This window comes from Algiphilus sp., from assembly GCF_023145115.1.
Lineage (GTDB): Bacteria > Pseudomonadota > Gammaproteobacteria > Nevskiales > Nevskiaceae > Algiphilus.
The window spans coordinates 68,703-85,851 of sequence record NZ_JAGLEJ010000024.1 but is presented as its reverse complement, the minus strand read 5'-3'; the positions used below and the strand labels follow the sequence as shown (position 1 = coordinate 85,851).

Annotated in this window: 15 protein-coding genes; 7 read left to right on the top strand and 8 right to left on the bottom strand. The window is 69.8% G+C overall.

Features of this window, described 5'->3' with window-relative positions; genetic code table 11:
- Position 1 precedes the first annotated feature (1 nt).
- The 3 genes from dxs to KAH28_RS08470 form a co-directional block, all read right to left on the bottom strand.
- On the bottom strand, positions 2–1,897 hold the full coding sequence (gene dxs, locus KAH28_RS08480) for a 1-deoxy-D-xylulose-5-phosphate synthase (RefSeq protein WP_366918156.1): 1,896 nt from the start codon (positions 1,895–1,897) through the stop codon (positions 2–4).
- A 104-nt stretch (positions 1,898–2,001) separates the two neighbouring features.
- Positions 2,002–2,922, bottom strand: coding sequence for a farnesyl diphosphate synthase (locus KAH28_RS08475; protein ID WP_290575632.1), 921 nt, complete (start codon positions 2,920–2,922; stop codon positions 2,002–2,004).
- Positions 2,919–3,182 (bottom strand): exodeoxyribonuclease VII small subunit, encoded by a 264-nt coding sequence (locus KAH28_RS08470; protein WP_290575630.1) that lies wholly within the window; start codon positions 3,180–3,182, stop codon positions 2,919–2,921. Before KAH28_RS08470 ends, KAH28_RS08475 begins: the two co-directional genes overlap by 4 nt.
- A 139-nt stretch (positions 3,183–3,321) precedes the next feature.
- On the opposite strand from KAH28_RS08470, the gene parE reads away from it, so the two are divergent.
- The 3 genes from parE to htpX all read left to right on the top strand — a co-directional run bounded on the left by parE (position 3,322) and on the right by htpX (position 8,458).
- Entirely contained in the window at positions 3,322–5,205 is a 1,884-nt protein-coding gene (gene parE / locus KAH28_RS08465; RefSeq protein WP_290575628.1) for a DNA topoisomerase IV subunit B, read from the top strand.
- Between the two features lie 33 nt (positions 5,206–5,238).
- Complete coding sequence (gene parC / locus KAH28_RS08460; RefSeq protein ID WP_290575626.1) at positions 5,239–7,503, top strand: DNA topoisomerase IV subunit A; 2,265 nt, start codon at positions 5,239–5,241, stop codon at positions 7,501–7,503.
- Positions 7,504–7,567: 64 nt separating this feature from the next.
- Positions 7,568–8,458, top strand: coding sequence for a protease HtpX (gene htpX / locus KAH28_RS08455; RefSeq protein WP_290575624.1), 891 nt, complete (start codon positions 7,568–7,570; stop codon positions 8,456–8,458).
- 42 nt (positions 8,459–8,500) lie between these two features.
- Here the strand turns inward: htpX and KAH28_RS08450 are convergent, their stop codons facing one another.
- The gene (locus KAH28_RS08450) at positions 8,501–10,564 is read right to left on the bottom strand and encodes an EAL domain-containing protein (protein WP_290575622.1); all 2,064 of its coding nucleotides are present in this window, start codon (positions 10,562–10,564) and stop codon (positions 8,501–8,503) included.
- A gap of 18 nt (positions 10,565–10,582) precedes the next feature.
- Positions 10,583–11,590, bottom strand: coding sequence for an EF-P beta-lysylation protein EpmB (epmB, locus tag KAH28_RS08445; RefSeq protein WP_290575620.1), 1,008 nt, complete (start codon positions 11,588–11,590; stop codon positions 10,583–10,585).
- An 86-nt stretch (positions 11,591–11,676) separates the two neighbouring features.
- Here epmB and efp point away from each other — a divergent pair, with 86 nt between their 5' ends.
- Both efp and KAH28_RS08435 read left to right on the top strand, forming a co-directional pair.
- Positions 11,677–12,246 (top strand): elongation factor P, encoded by a 570-nt coding sequence (gene efp / locus KAH28_RS08440; protein WP_290575618.1) that lies wholly within the window; start codon positions 11,677–11,679, stop codon positions 12,244–12,246.
- Positions 12,243–13,136, top strand: a complete 894-nt coding sequence (locus KAH28_RS08435) for an amino acid--tRNA ligase-related protein (RefSeq protein ID WP_290575616.1) — start codon at positions 12,243–12,245, stop codon at positions 13,134–13,136. Before efp ends, KAH28_RS08435 begins: the two co-directional genes overlap by 4 nt.
- Positions 13,137–13,168: 32 nt before the next feature.
- On the opposite strand, the gene KAH28_RS08430 is transcribed toward KAH28_RS08435, so the two are convergent.
- From KAH28_RS08430 to KAH28_RS08420, 3 genes are all read right to left on the bottom strand, one after another.
- Positions 13,169–14,611: a PhoH family protein gene (locus tag KAH28_RS08430; RefSeq protein ID WP_290575614.1), complete on the bottom strand. Its 1,443-nt coding sequence runs from the start codon at positions 14,609–14,611 to the stop codon at positions 13,169–13,171.
- 52 nt (positions 14,612–14,663) lie between these two features.
- Positions 14,664–15,131 (bottom strand): peroxiredoxin, encoded by a 468-nt coding sequence (locus KAH28_RS08425; protein WP_290575612.1) that lies wholly within the window; start codon positions 15,129–15,131, stop codon positions 14,664–14,666.
- Between the two features lie 156 nt (positions 15,132–15,287).
- Positions 15,288–15,827 (bottom strand): ACT domain-containing protein, encoded by a 540-nt coding sequence (locus tag KAH28_RS08420; RefSeq protein ID WP_290575610.1) that lies wholly within the window; start codon positions 15,825–15,827, stop codon positions 15,288–15,290.
- Positions 15,828–15,919: 92 nt separating this feature from the next.
- Here KAH28_RS08420 and dapA point away from each other — a divergent pair, with 92 nt between their 5' ends.
- Together dapA and KAH28_RS08410 are read left to right on the top strand one after the other, a co-directional pair.
- Positions 15,920–16,819 carry a 4-hydroxy-tetrahydrodipicolinate synthase gene (dapA, locus tag KAH28_RS08415; RefSeq protein WP_366918153.1) on the top strand — a complete coding sequence of 300 codons (900 nt, stop codon included), beginning with the start codon at positions 15,920–15,922 and terminating at the stop codon, positions 16,817–16,819.
- Positions 16,819–17,136, top strand: a complete 318-nt coding sequence (locus KAH28_RS08410; RefSeq protein ID WP_290575606.1) for a hypothetical protein — start codon at positions 16,819–16,821, stop codon at positions 17,134–17,136. Before dapA ends, KAH28_RS08410 begins: the two co-directional genes overlap by 1 nt.
- Positions 17,137–17,149: the final 13 nt, after the last annotated feature.

Here is a 17,149-nt window from a genome sequence, read left to right as displayed (position 1 = left end):
CTCAGGCGCGATTGCCGCCCAGCGTCTTCGCGCTGCCGCCGCGCTCGATGTCGAGATCGCGCGCGCGCAGCCGCTTGTTGATCGCGCGCTGGATGCCGGTGCTGTCGAGGCCGGCTTCGGCGAGGAGCTCCTCGCGGCTGCCGTGCTCGATGAACTCGTCGGGAAGCCCCAGCATCATCAGCGGTACCTGCTCGTGCTGGGCCGCGAGGACTTCGGCCACGCCCGACCCGGCGCCGCCGATGCGGACGTTGTCCTCCAGCGTGACGAGCAGGTCGTGGGCCTGTGCCGCTTCCAGGATCGCGTCGTGGTCGAGCGGCTTGACGAAGCGCATGTCCAGTACGGTGGCGTCGAGAATGTCGGCGGCCTCCAGTGCCGGGCCGACCATGGCGCCGAAGGCCAGCAGTGCCACGCGCGGCCGGCGGTGACCGCGCGCCTCGCGCAGCACGCGCGCCCGACCCACCGGCAGCGGCCGCGCCTCGGGATCGGCCGCGACGCTGTGCCCGGCGCCACGCGGATAGCGCACCGCGGCAGGCTGGTTGAGCCCCAGGCCGGTGGTCAGCATGCGCCGGCACTCGTTCTCGTCGCTGGGTGCCATCACCACCATGTTGGGGATGCAGCGCAGATAGCTCAGATCGAAGGCGCCGTGGTGGGTGGCGCCGTCGGCACCCACCAGCCCGCCGCGGTCGATCGCGAACAGCACCGGAAGATTCTGCACGGCGACATCGTGGATGAGCTGGTCGTAGGCGCGCTGCAGGAAGGTGGAGTAGATCGCCACCACGGGGTGCAGGCCCTCGGTGGCCATCCCGGCGGCGAGGGTCACCGCATGCTGCTCCGCGATGGCGACGTCGACGTAGCGCTCCGGGAATTCGCGCGCGAAGCGCACCAGGCCGGAGCCCTCGCGCATGGCCGGGGTGATCGCCACCAGGCGCGAATCGGCGCTCGCTGCGTCGCACAGCCAGTCGCCGAAGACCTGCGTGAAGCTCGGCGTGGTCGCCGGCTTCTTCTCCGGGAAGGCGCCGGTGACCGGGTCGAAGCTGGTCACGCCGTGGTACTTGATGGGGTCCGACTCCGCCGGCGCGAAGCCCTTGCCCTTGGCGGTGACGATGTGCAGGAACACCGGGCGATCGGTCCCGCGGAGCTCGCCGAGGGCGGCCAGCAGCGCGTCGAGATCGTGGCCGTCGATGGGGCCGACGTAGTCGAGCCCGAAGGTGCGCACCCAGTCCCCCGGGCCGCTGGGCTCGCCGGGCAGCTCGCTGGCCGGGCGGCGCATGTGCGGCGCCGCCTCCATGGCGAGTCGCGCCATGGTGCGCGCCGAGTGGCTGCGCAGCGCGCCGACGTTCTCGGAGATCGACATGTCGTTGTCGTTGTAGATCACCAGCACGGGCAGCTGCGCGTCGCCGATGTGGTTGAGCGCCTCGAAGGCCATGCCTGCCGTCATGCCGCCGTCACCGATCACCGCGACCACGCGGCGCCGCTCGCCCTGCACGCGACCGGCGGCGGCGATGCCGGCGGCAGCCGACAGCGAGGTGCTGGAGTGCCCGGTGCCGAAGACGTCATAGGCGCTCTCCTTGCGGTGCGGGAAGGGCGCCAGACCGCGGTGCTTGCGGATGGTCTCGAGCTGGCCGCGGCGGCCGGTCAGCATCTTGTGCGGGTAGGCCTGGTGCCCGACGTCCCAGACCAGGCGGTCGCGCGGGGTGTCGAAGATGTAGTGCAGCGCCAGCGTGAGCTCTACGGTGCCGAGATTGGCGGCGAAATGCCCGCCGATCCGTCCCAGCGTCTCGATCAGGTAGCGGCGCATCTCCAGCGACAGCGCGGGCAGCTGACCGGCGTCGAGCGCCCGCAGGTCTTCGGGCTTGTTGACGCGTCCGAGCAGTGCGTATCCGGGAATATCGGTCATGTCCGGGAGGGGCGACAGAACGTGCTCCATTATCGCGCATCCGGGGCGCGTTCTTACAGGTTTCTTGCGGGTAATTCGTGACGCGGCTCGCAGCCGCGGCGGGATCAGGCCCTGCGCGTCTCGATGGTGTCGATGAGCGCGCGCAGCGCCTCGGCGCCATCGGTGGCGGCGAGGGTGTCACGGGCCTCCGCGAACAGCTCGCGCATGCGGCTGCGCGCCTCGGGCACGCCGAGCAGGCCGGGGAAGGTGGCCTTGCCGGCGATGCGGTCCTTGCCGCTGGTCTTGCCGAGGGTCTCGGTGGAGCTGTCGTTGTCGAGCAGGTCGTCCTGGATCTGGAAGGCCAGCCCGAGGTGCTTGAGCGCGTGCTCGATCGCGCGGCAGCGCGCCGGATCCGCGTCATCGGCCGCGGCCGCCGCCATGCGTCCGCAGGCGAGGATCAGCTCGCCGGTCTTGTGCACATGCAGCGATTCCAGCTCGGCGATCTCGAGGCGGCGGGATTCCGCTTCCAGATCCATGATCTGGCCGCCGCACATGCCGCGGCTGCCCGCGGCCTGGGCCAGCAGGCGCACGCAGGCCAGGCGGGCGGCGGCATCGAAGGCGGGGTCGTCGCCATCGAGCGGATGGGCGAGGTGCTCGAAGGCCAGGGTCTGGAGCGCGTCGCCCACCAGCACGGCGGTGGCCTCGTCCCAGGCGCGGTGCACGGTGGGCTGGCCGCGGCGCAGGGCGTCGTCGTCCATGCACGGCAGATCGTCGTGGACCAGCGAGTAGGCATGCACCAGCTCGATCGCCACCGCGCAGGCATCGCGCGCGTCGGGCGGCGTTCCCAGCGCCTCGCCGCAGGCGTGCACGAGCATCGCGCGCAGGCGCTTGCCGCCGTCGGCGGCGTAGCGCATGGCCTCGTGCAGGCGCGCGGGCAGGGTGCCGTCGGGCGGCAGCGCCGCCGTCATTCGGTCATCGAGTCGCTGCAGGCAGTCCGTTCGCCAGGCGGCGAGGTCGAAGGCGGCGCTGGCCGCACCGGCGCTCACGATGCGTCGTCTCCATCCGCGCCGGTGTCGTCGTCCAGCAACTTCTGGACGCGCTGGGTGGCGTCGCGCAGGCGCGTTTCGCAGGCGGCGGCAAGGCTCTGGCCGCGCTCGAATTCCTTGAGGGTCTGCTCGAGCGGGAGGTCGCCCTCCTCCATGCGCGCGACGATGGCCTCCAGCTCCTCGAGCAGCTGCTCGAAAGCCGTTTCGCCCTCGGGGGCTGCGGCCGGTGTCTCCGCCGCGGGGTTAGACTTGCGATTCATGCACGATCCGACACAGCCTTGGTGCGCGGAGTCTAACCAAAGCTCCGCCCCCGCTCAGGGATCGCGCTTTCCCTGCCACGCGCTTGTCCGTCCCTCGCGTCCGGGCTAGATTCCCGCGCGCACTCAGCACCGTCATGCCATGAACCAGTACCGCGCCGACGCCATCGAAGTTCTCACCGGTCTCGACCCGGTCCGCCGCCGGCCCGGGATGTATACCGACACCGCGCGGCCGAATCATCTGGCGCAGGAAGTCATCGACAACGCGGTCGACGAGGCCCTGGGCGGCCACGCGAAGTCGGTGGCGGTGACCCTGCACCAGGACGGATCGCTGTCGGTGGTCGACGATGGCCGCGGCATGCCGGTGGACGTGCATCCCGAGCACGGCGTGCCCGGGGTGGAGCTGATCATGACGCGCCTGCACGCCGGCGCGAAGTTCTCCAACAAGAGCTACCAGTTCTCCGGCGGCCTGCACGGTGTCGGCGTGTCGGTGGTCAACGCGCTCTCGACGCGGCTGCAGATCCGCGTCTGGCGCGAGGGTCGCGAATACACCATGGCCTTCGCCGGCGGCGAGCGTGCCGAGGCGCTCGAGGAAGTCGGCCAGGTGCCGAAGTCGCGGCACGGCACCGCCATCCACTTCTGGCCCGACGCGCAGTATTTCGACTCGGTCAACTTCTCGCTGCCGCGCCTGCAGCGCAACCTGCGCGCCAAGGCGGTGCTGTGTCCCAATCTGCGCGTCAGCCTCACCCAGGAGGCCACCGGCGAGACCGAGGTCTGGCAGTACGCCAACGGTCTGCCGGACTATCTGCTCGACACCGTCGGCGATATCGAGACCATCCCCGCGGCACCCTTCACCGGCGGTCTGGAGGGCGAGCGTGAAGCGGTGGAATGGGCGCTGCTCTGGGCCGATGCGTCCGAGGTGCCGCAGGAGAGCTACGTCAACCTGGTGCCCACCACCCAGGGCGGCACTCACGTCAACGGCCTGCGCACCGGCCTCACCGAGGCCATGCGCGAGTTCTGCGAGTTCCGCAACCTGCTGCCGCGCGGCGTGAAGATCACGCCGGAGGACGTCTGGAACGGCTGTGCCTTCGTGCTCTCGCTGAAGATGCAGGATCCGATGTTCGCCGGTCAGACCAAGGAGCGGTTGTCGTCGCGCGAGAGCGCCAGCTTCATCTCGGGCGTGGTGCACGATGCCTTCAGCCTGTGGCTGAATCAGAACAGCGGTACCGGCGAGGCACTCGCCGAGCGCATCATCAGCAACGCGCAGAAGCGCCTGCGCGCGGCCAAGACGGTGACCCGCAAGCGCGTCACCCAGGGGCCGGCGCTGCCCGGCAAGCTGGCCGACTGCGTGTCCTCGGATCCGTCGCGCACCGAGCTCTTCCTGGTGGAGGGCGACTCGGCCGGCGGCTCGGCCAAGCAGGCGCGCGACCGCGACACGCAGGCGATCATGCCGCTCCGGGGCAAGATCCTGAACACCTGGGAGCTGGACGCGGCCGCCGCCATGGCCTCGCAGGAGATCCACGACATCAGCGTCGCCATCGGCGTCGACCCGGGCTCCGAGGATCTCGCCGGCCTGCGCTACGGCCGCATCTGCGTGCTGGCCGACGCCGACTCGGACGGCCTGCACATCGCCACCCTGCTGTGCGCGCTCTTCCTGCGCCACTTCCGGCCGCTGGTGGAAGCGGGCCACATCTACATCGCCATGCCGCCGCTCTACCGCATCGACGTCGGCAAGCAGGTGTTCTACGCCCTCGACGAGGGCGAGCGCGACGGCACCCTCGACCGCATCAGGGCCGAGAAGATGCGCGGACAGGTCTCGGTGACCCGCTTCAAGGGGCTCGGCGAGATGAACCCGATGCAGCTGCGCGAGACCACCATGGCGCCCGACACCCGGCGCCTGGTGCAGCTCACCCTGGAGGATGCCGAGGCCGGCAGCATGCTCGACATGCTGCTCGGCAAGAAGCGCGCCGCGGATCGCCGAGCCTGGCTCGAGACCAGCGGCGACCAGGCCGAGATCGCGGTCTGATTCCGCGCGACCGATCATCAACCGGATTGCACCATGAGTGAAGTAACCGAACTCGCGAGCGACCACGAGCGCCTGCCGCTGCACGTTTTCGCCGAGAAGGCCTACCGCGACTACTCGATGTACGTCGTGCTGGACCGCGCGCTGCCGCACATCGCGGACGGCCTCAAGCCGGTGCAGCGCCGCATCGTCTACGCCATGCGCGAGCTGTCGCTGGGGCCCAACGCCAAGCCCAAGAAGTCGGCGCGCACGGTCGGCGATGTCATCGGCAAGTACCACCCGCACGGCGACAGTGCCTGCTACGAAGCGATGGTGGTGATGGCGCAGGGTTTCGCCTACCGCTATCCGCTGGTGGACGGCCACGGCAACTGGGGCTCGCCCGATGACCCCAAGAGCTTCGCGGCCATGCGCTACACCGAGGCCAAGCTCGCGCCCTACGCCCAGGCGCTGCTTTCCGAGCTCGATCAGGGCACGGTCGACTGGGCGGACAACTTCGACGGCTCCATGCAGGAGCCCGTCCTGCTGCCGGCACGGCTGCCCAACATCCTGGTCAACGGCACCACCGGTATCGCGGTGGGCATGGCCACCGACATCCCGCCGCACAACCTGCGCGAGCTGGTGAGCGCCTGCCTGCACCTGCTGGAGAACCCGGACGCCGACACCGCCGCACTGTGCGAGCACGTGCCGGCGCCGGACTTCCCCACCGGCTGCGAGATCATCACGCCGCCGGCCGAGATGCGGAAGCTCTACGAGCACGGCGGCGGCGGCCAGCTGCGGGCGCGCGCGCGCTGGGAGCGCGAGGACGGCAACATCGTGGTCTCGCATCTGCCGCACCAGGTCTCGCCGGCGCGCGTGCTGGAGCAGATCGCCGAGCAGATGCGCGCCAAGAAGCTGCCGCTGGTCGAGGATCTGCGCGACGAGTCCGACCACGACAACCCGGTGCGGCTGGTCATCGTGCCGCGCAGCAACCGCGTCGACGTCGAGTCGCTGATGGCGCATCTGTTCGCCACCACCGACCTCGAGCGCAGCTACCGCGTCAACCTCAACATGATCGGTGTCGATGGCCGTCCGCAGGTCAAGGGCCTGCGGACCATCCTCGGCGAGTGGCTGGAATGGCGCGAGGGGGTGCTCAAGCGCCGCCTCGAGCATCGTCTCGAGAAGGTGTTGGCGCGGCTGCACGTGCTGGAGGGCCTGCTCACCGCCTTCCTGAACATCGACGAGGTCATCCGCATCATCCGCTTCGAGGACGAGCCGAAGACCGCCCTGATGGCGCGCTTCGCGCTCTCCGACAGGCAGGCCGAGGCCATTCTGGAGCTCAAGCTGCGCCATCTGCAGAAGCTCGAGGAGATGAAGATCCGCGGCGAGCAGGAGGAGCTCGAGGCCGAGCGCAAGGCGCTGGAGAAGCGGCTGGGCTCGCGCAAGTCGCTGCGCGCGCTGCTCGCCGACGAGCTCAGGGCCGATGGCGAGGCCTACGGCGACGAGCGCCGCTGCCCGATCGTCGAGCGCGCCCAGGCGCAGGCGCTGGACGCCACCGAGGTGATGCCGTCCGAGAACATCACCGTGGTGCTGTCCACCGCTGGCTGGATCCGCGCTGCCAAGGGGCACGGGGTCGATGCCGCCAATCTGTCCTACCGCTCCGGCGACGCGCTGCTGCGCACGGCGGAGGGACGCAGCAATCAGACCCTGATCCTGCTCGGCAGCCAGGGGCGTAGCTACCAGCTGCCGGCGCATTCGCTGCCGTCGGCGCGCGGGCAGGGCGAGCCGGTGTCCGGCCGCCTCGATCTGGGCGACCGCGAGCGCATCAGCGATGTGCTCCTCGGCGAGACCGAGGCGCGCTTCGTGCTGGCCAGTGACGCTGGCTACGGCTTCATCGCCCGCCTCGGCGAGCTGGCCACGCGCCAGAAGGCCGGCAAGGCCTGCCTGACCCTGCCCGAGGGTGCCGGCGTGCTGCCCGCGAGGCCGCTGCCGAGACGCGAGGAGCAGCTGCTGGCGGTGGCGAGCACCGCCGGACGTCTGCTGGTGTTCCCGGCGGCGGAGCTGCCCGAGCTCGCGCGCGGCAAGGGCAACAAGCTCATCGGTCTGCGCGGCGAGGAGCGCGTGGCGGCCATGGCCGTGCTCGAGCCGGGCGCTGCGCTGGAGGTGGTCAGCGGCAAGCGCAGCTACAAGGTCAAGCCGGCCGATCTCGAGAGCTTCCGCGGCAACCGCGGCAGTCGCGGACGGACCCTGCCGCGAGGCTTCCAGCGGGTCGAGGCGCTGCAGCCGGTGCAGCCGGCGGGGGCCGATCGGGAAACCGAATCTTGAATTCGGCGGTCCAAGCCGCCATGTAGGGGAAAGCTCCCTGTTTTCAGAGGCGTAAAAGACAACAATGAAGCGCATCATGCTGTTCGTCGCCACCAACATCGCGATTCTCGCGGTGCTTTCGGTGGCGTGGTTCGTCATTTCGAGCTTCCTCGGACTCGATCCGATGATGGATGCCCAGGGTGGACTGGACTACTTCACCCTGCTGATCTTTGCCGCCATCTTCGGATTCGGCGGTGCCTTCATCTCGCTGCTGCTCTCCAAGCCCATCGCCAAGTGGTCGACGGGCGCCAAGGTGATCAGCCAGCCGAGCAACTCGGCGGAATCCTGGCTGATCAACACGGTGCAGCGTCAGGCGCGCCAGGCCGGCATCGGCATGCCCGAGGTCGCCATCTTCGATTCGCCCGAACCCAATGCCTTCGCCACCGGTGCCAGTCGCAACAAGGCGCTGGTGGCGGTGTCCACCGGTCTGCTGCGCGGCATGAAGCAGGACGAGGTCGAGGCCGTGCTGGGCCACGAGGTCAGCCATATCGCCAATGGCGACATGGTGACGCTGACCCTCATCCAGGGCGTGCTCAACACCTTCGTGATCTTCCTGTCACGCGTCATCGGGCACTTCATCGACCGCGTCATCCTCAAGAACGAGCAGGGCTACGGTCTCGGCTACTTCGCGTCGGTGATCGTGCTGCAGATCCTGCTCGGCATCGCTGCATCGGCCGTGGTGTGCTGGTTCTCGCGCAAGCGCGAGTTCCGCGCCGATGCCGGCGGCGCCCAGCTTGCCGGTCGGCGCAAGATGGTCGACGCGCTGTCGCGCCTGCAGAGCTATCAGGGCGGCGCCTCGACACTGCCCGAGAACATGTCGGCATTCGGCATCCGGGGTGGCGCAATGGCGAAGCTATTCAGCACGCACCCGCCGCTGGAGGCGCGCATCGCCGCCCTGCAGCAGGCCGCGGGCTGATTCGGGCGGGATTTTCGCCGGGGTCGGATCGGCCCCGGCGGACTAGCGCGGGATCCGGTCGCCGGCCAGCATGACCACCTCGGCTTCCTGCACGCCGTTGCCCTGCACGTAGTTGATCCCCATCTGCCAGAGCTCGCCCATGATGCGGGTGTTCTCGACGAAGGGCACGATGACGCGCGACTGGCTGCTGTGCGCGGCCTTGACCAGCGCGGCCAGGCGCTCGTGGGTCTGCTCGTCGTCGAGCCTGGCGGCAAAGGCCGGGTTGAACTTCACGTAGTCCGGCTTGACGTGGTCGAGCAGCGTCGACGAGCCGGGGCTGTCGCCGAAGTAGTCGAGCACGAATTCGACCGACAGCGAGCGCAGCTTCTCGCGCAGCGCCGCGACCTTGCTGACATGGTGCTGCACGACCGATTCGCGGACCTGCAGCGCGAGCGTCCCGGCCGCGGGCTGCTGTGTCTCGATCAGCTTCACGATCGCTTCCGGCTCGCTGAGCGAGGCCTCCGACAGGCGCACCATCAGGCAGGTGCCGGATCGGCGCGAGAGCGCGCTGACGGCGCGGGTCAGCACCAGCAGGTCGATCTGGGGCATCAGGCCGGAGCGCTCGGCGATCGGCAGGAACTCGCGCGCGTGGCGCTCGTTGCCGCTGGCGTCGCGCATGCGGACCAGCACGTCGTAGATCTGGCGGGTATCGTCACCGAGGCTGGCGATGTTCTGGTATGCCAGCTGGAAGCGCTGGCCTTCCCTGAGCGCTTCGCGCAGCTCGTCGGCGGCCTCGCGTTCCTTGCGCTCCTCGGCCGCGGCGCGCGCCGCGTCGCCGATGCTGCAGGTGGTGTTGCCGGTTTCCCCGGAGATGCGGCGGGCCTCGAAGCAGGCATCGCGCAGCACCTCGGCAGCCGCCCCCACGCCCTCGCGCAGCGGGTAGACGGCGGTGGAGTGCGTGATGTGGCACTCGAACTGGTCGCTCCGGAAGTTCTGGTGCGCGACCTGCTGGCGCAGCGACTCGGCGAGCGCCGTCAGCGCATCGGTGTCCTCCGCCGGCGCAACGGCGCAGAGCTCGTCCGGCGCCATGCGCACCACCCACGACTGCGCCGGCAGCGCTTCGGCAATGAGCGCCTCCCAGGTGTCGGCGACGCGGGCCGCCGGGATGAGCCCGAGCCGTTCCTCGTGCGCGGTGAACCCGTCGATGCGGAAATAGAGCACGCCCTGCTGGGACTCTGCGCTCAGGGCGGTTTCGATGGCCCGGCCGAGCGATTCACGGATGTCGGCGAAGGTCTGTGCCGCCGCGACCGGCGGTGCGTCGGGCGTGGCTTCGTCGCTGCGCGGCACGGCCTGCGGACGCAGCACGGCGTCGAGCTGCAGCTCGCTGTCGCCGTCGCTCTGGCGCGCGCTGATGCGGGTGTGGATCGCGGCCTCGGCGTCCCCGATCCGGAAGGCCGCGGTGAACTCGGTTTCCGCCACCCGCTGCTTGACGAGCTGGGTGAGGTGATCGCGGACCTGCGGCTGATCACTCGACGCGACCAGGTCGAGGAAGGGCTGCGCGATGAGGTCGTCCACGGAGGCGAAGCCAAGGGTTTCGGCCGCCGCCGGGTTGGCCTCGACGATGATGCCTTCGCTGACGGTGAGCAGTGCGCGCGAGGTCTCCGCGACCAGCGTACGCTGCCGGCTCTCGTACTCGGCCAGCCGCATGCGGGCCTCGCGCAGCTCCCAGCCGGTACGGCTGGCGCGGTACTCGCGCAGGCAGACCGCCGCCAGGTCCTCCTCGGCGTCATCGCTGCCCATGGCGGCGATGTCGACCGCGCCGGCGGCGAAGGCCTCGTTGCGGAGCGTCGACGAGATGCCGGAGCCGTCCGCGGCCACCGCGATGACGGCGAGCTCCGGTGACAGCTGTCGCGCCAGCCCGCATACCGCGCCGATGTCCTGGCCGACGTCGCAGAGCACGAGTTCCGGCTCGGTGCGCGACAGAATCTCCTCGACCTCGGCGGTATCGGCGGCCCAGGCTGCGCGCGCCCGCCACCCACGGTTCCGCAGAATGGTCTCGGCGCGCGTCGACATGCCCTGCTCGGCGCTCACCACCAGCATCAGCAGATTCGGCACGGACGTGGGCATGGTGGAATCCATTCGCGCTCAGGCGATGACGGTCTTGGCCCCGGCGCCGGCGTCCTCGCGTGCGAGTCGGGGCACCAGGTAGCCCGGGAGCCGATCGCGCATCTGCATCATGATGGTTGTCGCCGCCTCCTCGGGCACATGGAAATGGGCTGCGCCGCGAACGCGGTCCAGCAGGTGCAGGTAGTAAGGTACTACGCCGGCGTCGAAGAGCGCGACCGAAAGCGCCGTCTGGTCGGCCACCGAATCGTTGACGCCGCGCAGCAGCACGGCCTGGTTCAGCAGGTGCACGCCGGTGCGGCGCAGCGCCGCGCAGGCCGCCATCAATGCCGCGTCGATCTCGTTGGCGTGGTTGACGTGCAGTACCACGCTGGTCGGCAGCGGGAAGCGCGACAGCCAGGCGAGCAGGGCGTCGTCGACACGCGACGGCAGCACGACCGGCTGGCGGGTGTGGATGCGCAGGCGGCGCAGGTGCGGGACGGCGGCGAGATCATCGGTGATCGCCGCCAGCCGCGCATCGGGCAGCGACAGGGGGTCGCCGCCGGACAGGATCACCTCCTCGATGCTCGGATCGGCGTGGAGCGCTTCCAGCACGCGCGTCCAGGCGCCGCGGCTCGCGGTCTGCCCGGCATACGGGAAGTGGCGCCTGAAGCAGTAGCGGCAGTGCACCGCGCACGCACCGGTCAGCGTCAGCAGGACGCGGCCGTGGTACTTGTGCAGCAGACCGTCGCCCCTTGCGGCTGCAAGATCACCGACCGGATCGGGGCCGAACCCGGATGCCTCGTGCGTCTCGGCGGGTGCCGGCCAGACCTGGCGCAGCAATGGATCGGCCGGGTCGCCACGGCGCATGCGCGCGGCGAAAGCGCGCGGCACCCGGAAGGCGAAGGCTGTCGGGACATGCGGTGGGCACGGCTCCAGGCCGAGATGCGCGGCGAGGGCGGCGGGGCTGCGGAAGCTCTCCTGCAGCTCCCGTTGCCATGCGGCGACCGTGCTGGTGCTGTCGGGGGCGGCGAGGGCTTCTGCTATCATCGTGCGCATTGTCATGGGCTTGCCGGTCGTCGGCAAACCCCTCCCTTCATCGATCGTAGCGCCGCTTCCGCAGCGGCGATTCCGCCATGGCCAGCTTCAGCACCAACGAATTCAAATCCGGTCTCAAGATCCTGCTCGACGGCGAGCCCTACGCCATCGTCGAGAACGAGTTCGTCAAGCCCGGCAAGGGCCAGGCCTTCAATCGCGTCAAGGTGCGCAATCTCAAGAGCGGCCGCACGATCGAGCGCACCTTCAAGTCCGGCGAATCGGTGGAAGCGGCCGACGTCGTCGAGCTCGACATGCAGTACCTGTACGCGGACGGCGAGTTCTGGCACTTCATGGATCCGCAGAGCTACGAGCAGATCACCGCCGACAAGCGTGCGGTGGGCGACAACGAGGTCTGGTTCAAGGAGCAGGACACCTGCGTGGTGACGCTGTGGAACGGCGCGCCCATCCAGGTGCTGCCGCCCAACAATGTGGAACTCAAGATCGTCGAGACCGACCCGGGCCTGCGCGGCGACACCGCCACCGGTGGCACCAAGCCCGCCAAGCTGGAGACCGGCGCGGTGGTGCGCGTGCCGCTGTTCATCGAGGAGGGCGAGGTCATCAAGGTCGACACGCGCTCCGGCGAGTACCTGTCGCGCGTCAAGGAGTGACCGCGGGCCGGGATCCGGCATCCACCGCGTCCACCGCGGGCAGGCCGGACCTGCGCCACCTGCTGCAGCGACGGGCCGCGCTTCTCGCGCGCATCCGCGCCTTCTTCGCCGAGCGCGGCGCGACCGAGGTCGATGCGCCGCTGCGCGCGCCGGCGGTGGTCTCCGAGCCACACATCCGGGCGCTGGCCTGCGAGGGCGGCTGGCTGCTGCCCTCGCCGGAGTACTGGCTGAAGCGCCTGCTGGCGGACGGCAGCGGTGATGTCTACCAGCTCGCGCACGCCTTCCGCGGCGGCGAGTCCGGACGCCATCACGCCGAGGAGTTCCTGCTCTGCGAGTGGTATCGGCTGGGGCGCGACGAGCATCACGTCGCCGCCGAACTCGACGCCCTGCTGCAGGTCTGCGATGCGCCCGCGGTGGCCGGCCGGCTGCGCTACGCGGACGCGTTCCGGGCCGAAGCGGGCATCGATCCGCTGGCGCCGGCCAGCGCGCTCGCCGAGGCCGCGGTGGCGCACGGGCTGGCACCGGCGGATGCGCCGGAACACGCCGATGCCGGCTACTGGCGGGATCTGCTGATGGGGCTGTGCGTGCAGCCGCGGCTCGGCCACGCGGGTCCGGTGCTACTCACCGGCTATCCCGCGATCGACAGTCCGCTGGCCTGCCTGCAGCAGGACGATCCGCGCTGGTCGACGCGCTTCGAGCTGTTCTGGCGCGGCGTCGAACTGGCGAACGGGTGCCGCGAGCGCCGCGGCGCCGATCTGCCGGACGGCAGCGGCCTTCCCGAGGACTTTCCGGAGTGCGCTGGCGTGGCCCTGGGCGTTGATCGCCTGCTCATGCTGCTGCTCGGTGCCGACGATATTGCCGCGGCGATGCCGATTCCGCGCGCGCAATAGACCCCGGCGCGCGGTGCCGTCGGCGGTTCGGCCTACAGCACGTCCGATGCGAAGGCCGCCAGTCGCGAGCGCTCGCCGCGCGCCAGCGTGATGTGGCCACCGTGCGGCCAGCCGCGGAAGCGGTCGACCACGTAGGTAAGGCCGGAGGTGGTCTCGGACAGATAGGGGGTGTCGATCTGCGCCAGGTTGCCCAGGCAGACCATCTTGGTGCCGGGGCCGCAGCGCGTGATCATGGTGCGCATCTGCTTCGAGGTCAGGTTCTGCGCCTCGTCGATGATGATGAAACGGTTGAAGAAGGTGCGCCCGCGCATGAAGTTGAGGCTGCGGATCTTGATGCGCTTGGCCAGCAGCTCGTTGGTCGCGGCGCGCTCCCACTCGCTGCCTTCGCCGGCCTGGGTGAGGACCTCGAGGTTGTCCATGAGCGCGCCCATCCACGGCGTCATCTTCTCTTCCTCGGTGCCGGGCAGGAAGCCGATGTCCTCGCCCAGCGGCACGGTCACGCGGGTCATGATGATCTCGCGGTAGCGCGCTTCGTCAAGGGTCTGGGCGAGACCGGCTGCCAGCGTCAGCAGTGTCTTGCCGGTGCCGGCGGCGCCGAGCAGTGTGACGAAGTCGATGTCCGGGTCGAGCAGCAGGTTGAGCGCGAAGTTCTGCTCGCGATTCTTGGCGTGCACGCCCCAGACGCCGCGCTTGCCCTCGCGGTAGTCCTCGACCACGGACAGCTCGGCCGCGTTGCTGTCGGCACGGTCGACGCGCAGCTCCAGGCCGGTGCCCTCGTCGGCCTCGTCGGGCAGATAGAGGAACTGGTTGGGCGACCATTCCGAGACCATGGGGCCGCTGACGCTGTAGTGCGCGTTGCCCCGGTTGTCCTGCCAGCTCTCCATGGCGTCGCCGTGGGCTGCCCAGAAGTCGTCCGGCAGGGCGCTGTGGCCGTGGTGCAGGAGGTCGACGTCCTCCAGTACCTGGTCGTTGTAGTAGTCCTCGGCGTGGATGCCGACGACCGCCGCCTTGATGCGCAGGTTGATGTCCTTCGACACCAGTGTCACGGCGGTCTCGGGATACTCGGTCGCGAGGCTCAGTGCGCAGACCAGAATGCTGTTGTCCGGCTTGTTGCCGGGCAGCAGGTCGGGCAGGGCGGTCGCGGCCGGTCGCGTCTGGAAGAAGATGCGCCCGCTTCTGGCGGGTTCCGCGCCGGCGCTGCCGTCGACCGGTGTCTGCAGCCCGGGCGGCCGGCCGCCGGACAGCGGCAGGCCGTCGGTCATCTGGGCGCGATCCGCCTGGCTGACGATGTCGTCGAGCATGCGGGAGACCTGGCGCGCATTGCGCGAGACCTCGCTGGTGCCCTTCTTGGCGGCGTCGAGCTCTTCCAGCACCACCATCGGCAGATAGAGGTCGTGCTCCTCGAAGCGGTAGAGCGAAGCGGGGTCGTGCATGAGGACGTTGGTGTCCAGCACGAAGATGCGACGTTGCGTCATGGGAGCTCTGGCAATCTGCGTGGGGTGCCGCCGATACGGGAGCGCGAGCGGATCAGAGGGCCTTCACGGCTTCCAGGACCGCATCGGCGTGACCGTCGACCTTGACCTTGCGCCACTCGGTCGCCAGCTTGCCGTCGGCGTCGAACAGGAAGGTGCTGCGCTCGATGCCGCGCACCTTCTTGCCGTACATGTTCTTCTCGCGGATGACATCGAAGGCCTGGCAGGCCTGCTCCTCGGCATCGGACAGCAGCGTGAAGCCGAAGCCGTACTTCTTGCGGAAGTTCTCGTGCGTGCGCACGGTGTCGCGCGACACGCCGATGATGCGCGCGCCGGCGGCCGCGAATTCGCTCTCCATCGCGGCGAAGTCCTGCCCTTCCTGCGTGCAGCCCGGCGTGTTGTCCTTGGGGTAGAAGTACAGCACCAGGGCGCTGCCCTTCAGATCGCGCAGCCTGATGCTGCCCTCGTCACCGGTTGCGGGAAGCTCGAGGTCGGGAATCGGGTCGCCAGCGGAAAGGGTCATCGTCGGTCCGTCGGTGGGGAAAGGGAGGAATGTCGCGGTGCGAGCGCCGGATGGGCGGAGTGCCCGCTCCGTGCTCCGAGGCGTCGCCGGCATCGGCGCGATTGGGCATTGCCGGTCGGCGGCGGCATCGGGCGGGTCGGCGTCCGTCGTCGGTGGTCAGGTCTTGATGGGATCGAGCAGGCCGTCGGCATTGAGATCGTCGCAGAGATCCATGAACGACTCGCGCAGCGCCTGCGGATGCTGGTTCACCGGCACATGGACGACCATGTGCACGCTGCACATGCTGGCGCCGGTGTGCTGCGAGGCGTACTTCTGGATCATCACCTCGGGAACGTCGACGTCCTGTCCGGCGAAGAATTCGAGCAGGTGCACGATCAGGTCGGCATGCTGCGGCGCGAACACCTCGACCGCGTAGGGCCGGTAGTCGGGCGCGGCTTCGCGCTCGCCGCAGCGCGCGAACTGCACCTGCATGTCGAATTTCTGCGCGATGTTGGGCAGCGCGGTCTCCAGCTTGCCCAGTGCCGCCCAGGATCCGGAAATGAGCAGGCTGGCCCCGACCAGCGCACCTGCCGGGGCCAGGCGGCAGTCCTCGATCTCGCATCCGCGCTCGCGCACGGCGCGGAAGAGATCGAGCGTGATGCGCGGGCGGGCCGGCGCCAGCACGGAGATGGACAGCAGGTTGTCGGCAGTGCTCATGACGCGGCGGGTGCGATCGTGGCGGAAGTGTAAGGCTTCCCCAGCGGGCCGCGCACGCGACGTGCTTGCTATCATGCGGGTCCTTCAACCGGATGGCGGATCCGTTGCAACAGATCACCGGCAGCATCGTGGCGCTGGTCACCCCCATGGACGTGGACGGCGCCGTCGACTACGACGCGCTGGACCGCCTCGTGGAGTGGCACATCACCGAGGGCACCTCCGCCATCGTCGCGATGGGCACGACCGGCGAGTCCGCCACGCTCGACAACGACGAGCACATAGCCGTGGTGCGTCGCACGGTGGCGACCGCGGCCGGCCGCATCCCGGTGATCGCCGGGACCGGCGCCAATGCCACCGCCGAGGCCATCTCGCTGACCCGGGCCGCTGCCGAATGCGGCGCCGATGCCGCGCTGCTGGTGACGCCGTACTACAACAAGCCGCCGCAGGAGGGCCTCTATCGGCACTACCGCGCGGTGGCCGAGGCCGTGGACCTGCCGCAGATCCTCTACAACGTGCCCGGGCGCACCGGCTGCGACATGCAGCCGGCGACGGTCGCGCGGCTCGCCGGGATTCCCAACATCATCGGTCTCAAGGAAGCGCTGGCCGATGCCGGCCGCGTGCGCGAACTGGTCTCGCTCGGCCTGCCGGCGGACTTCGCGCTCTATTCCGGGGACGACCCCACCGCCCGTGACAGCATGCTGGCCGGCTTCCACGGCGACATCTCCGTGGTGGCCAACGTGGCGCCGGCCGCCATGGCCCGCATGTGCGCGGCCGCGGTGGGCGGGGATGCCGAAGCTGCGGCCGAGGCGGATCTGCCGCTGGCCGGCCTGCACAAGTGGCTGTTCGTCGAGCCCAATCCCATCCCGGTGAAGTGGGCGCTGCACGAAATGGGCCGCATCGGCAGCGGCATCCGCCTGCCGCTGGTACCGCTGTCCACCGATCACCACGACGCGTTGCGCGAGGCGCTGCGTACCGCCGGAGTCCTGCACTGATGCCGATCACCATCCTCCGCGCCGGCCTGTTGGCCGGCGCCGCGTTCCTCGTTGCCGCCTGCGGCCCGCGTGCGCATTGCCTCGGCGAGCACCCCTACCAGGAGGCCGAGACCGTCGAGGTGCTCGGCAACGTCGAGGGCGTGCGCGTGCCGCGCTCGCCGAGCGCGCTCGAGATCCCAGATGCCGCGTCCGACGGTGGCGAGTACGCCGCCTTCTACGAAGACGACGACGGCGACCGGCGTGTGCGCTGCCTGGACGATCCGCCCCAGCTGGCCCCGCTGGTCGAGGGCACGCCCGAAGGCGACGATCCCGCCTGATTGCGGCGGGCCT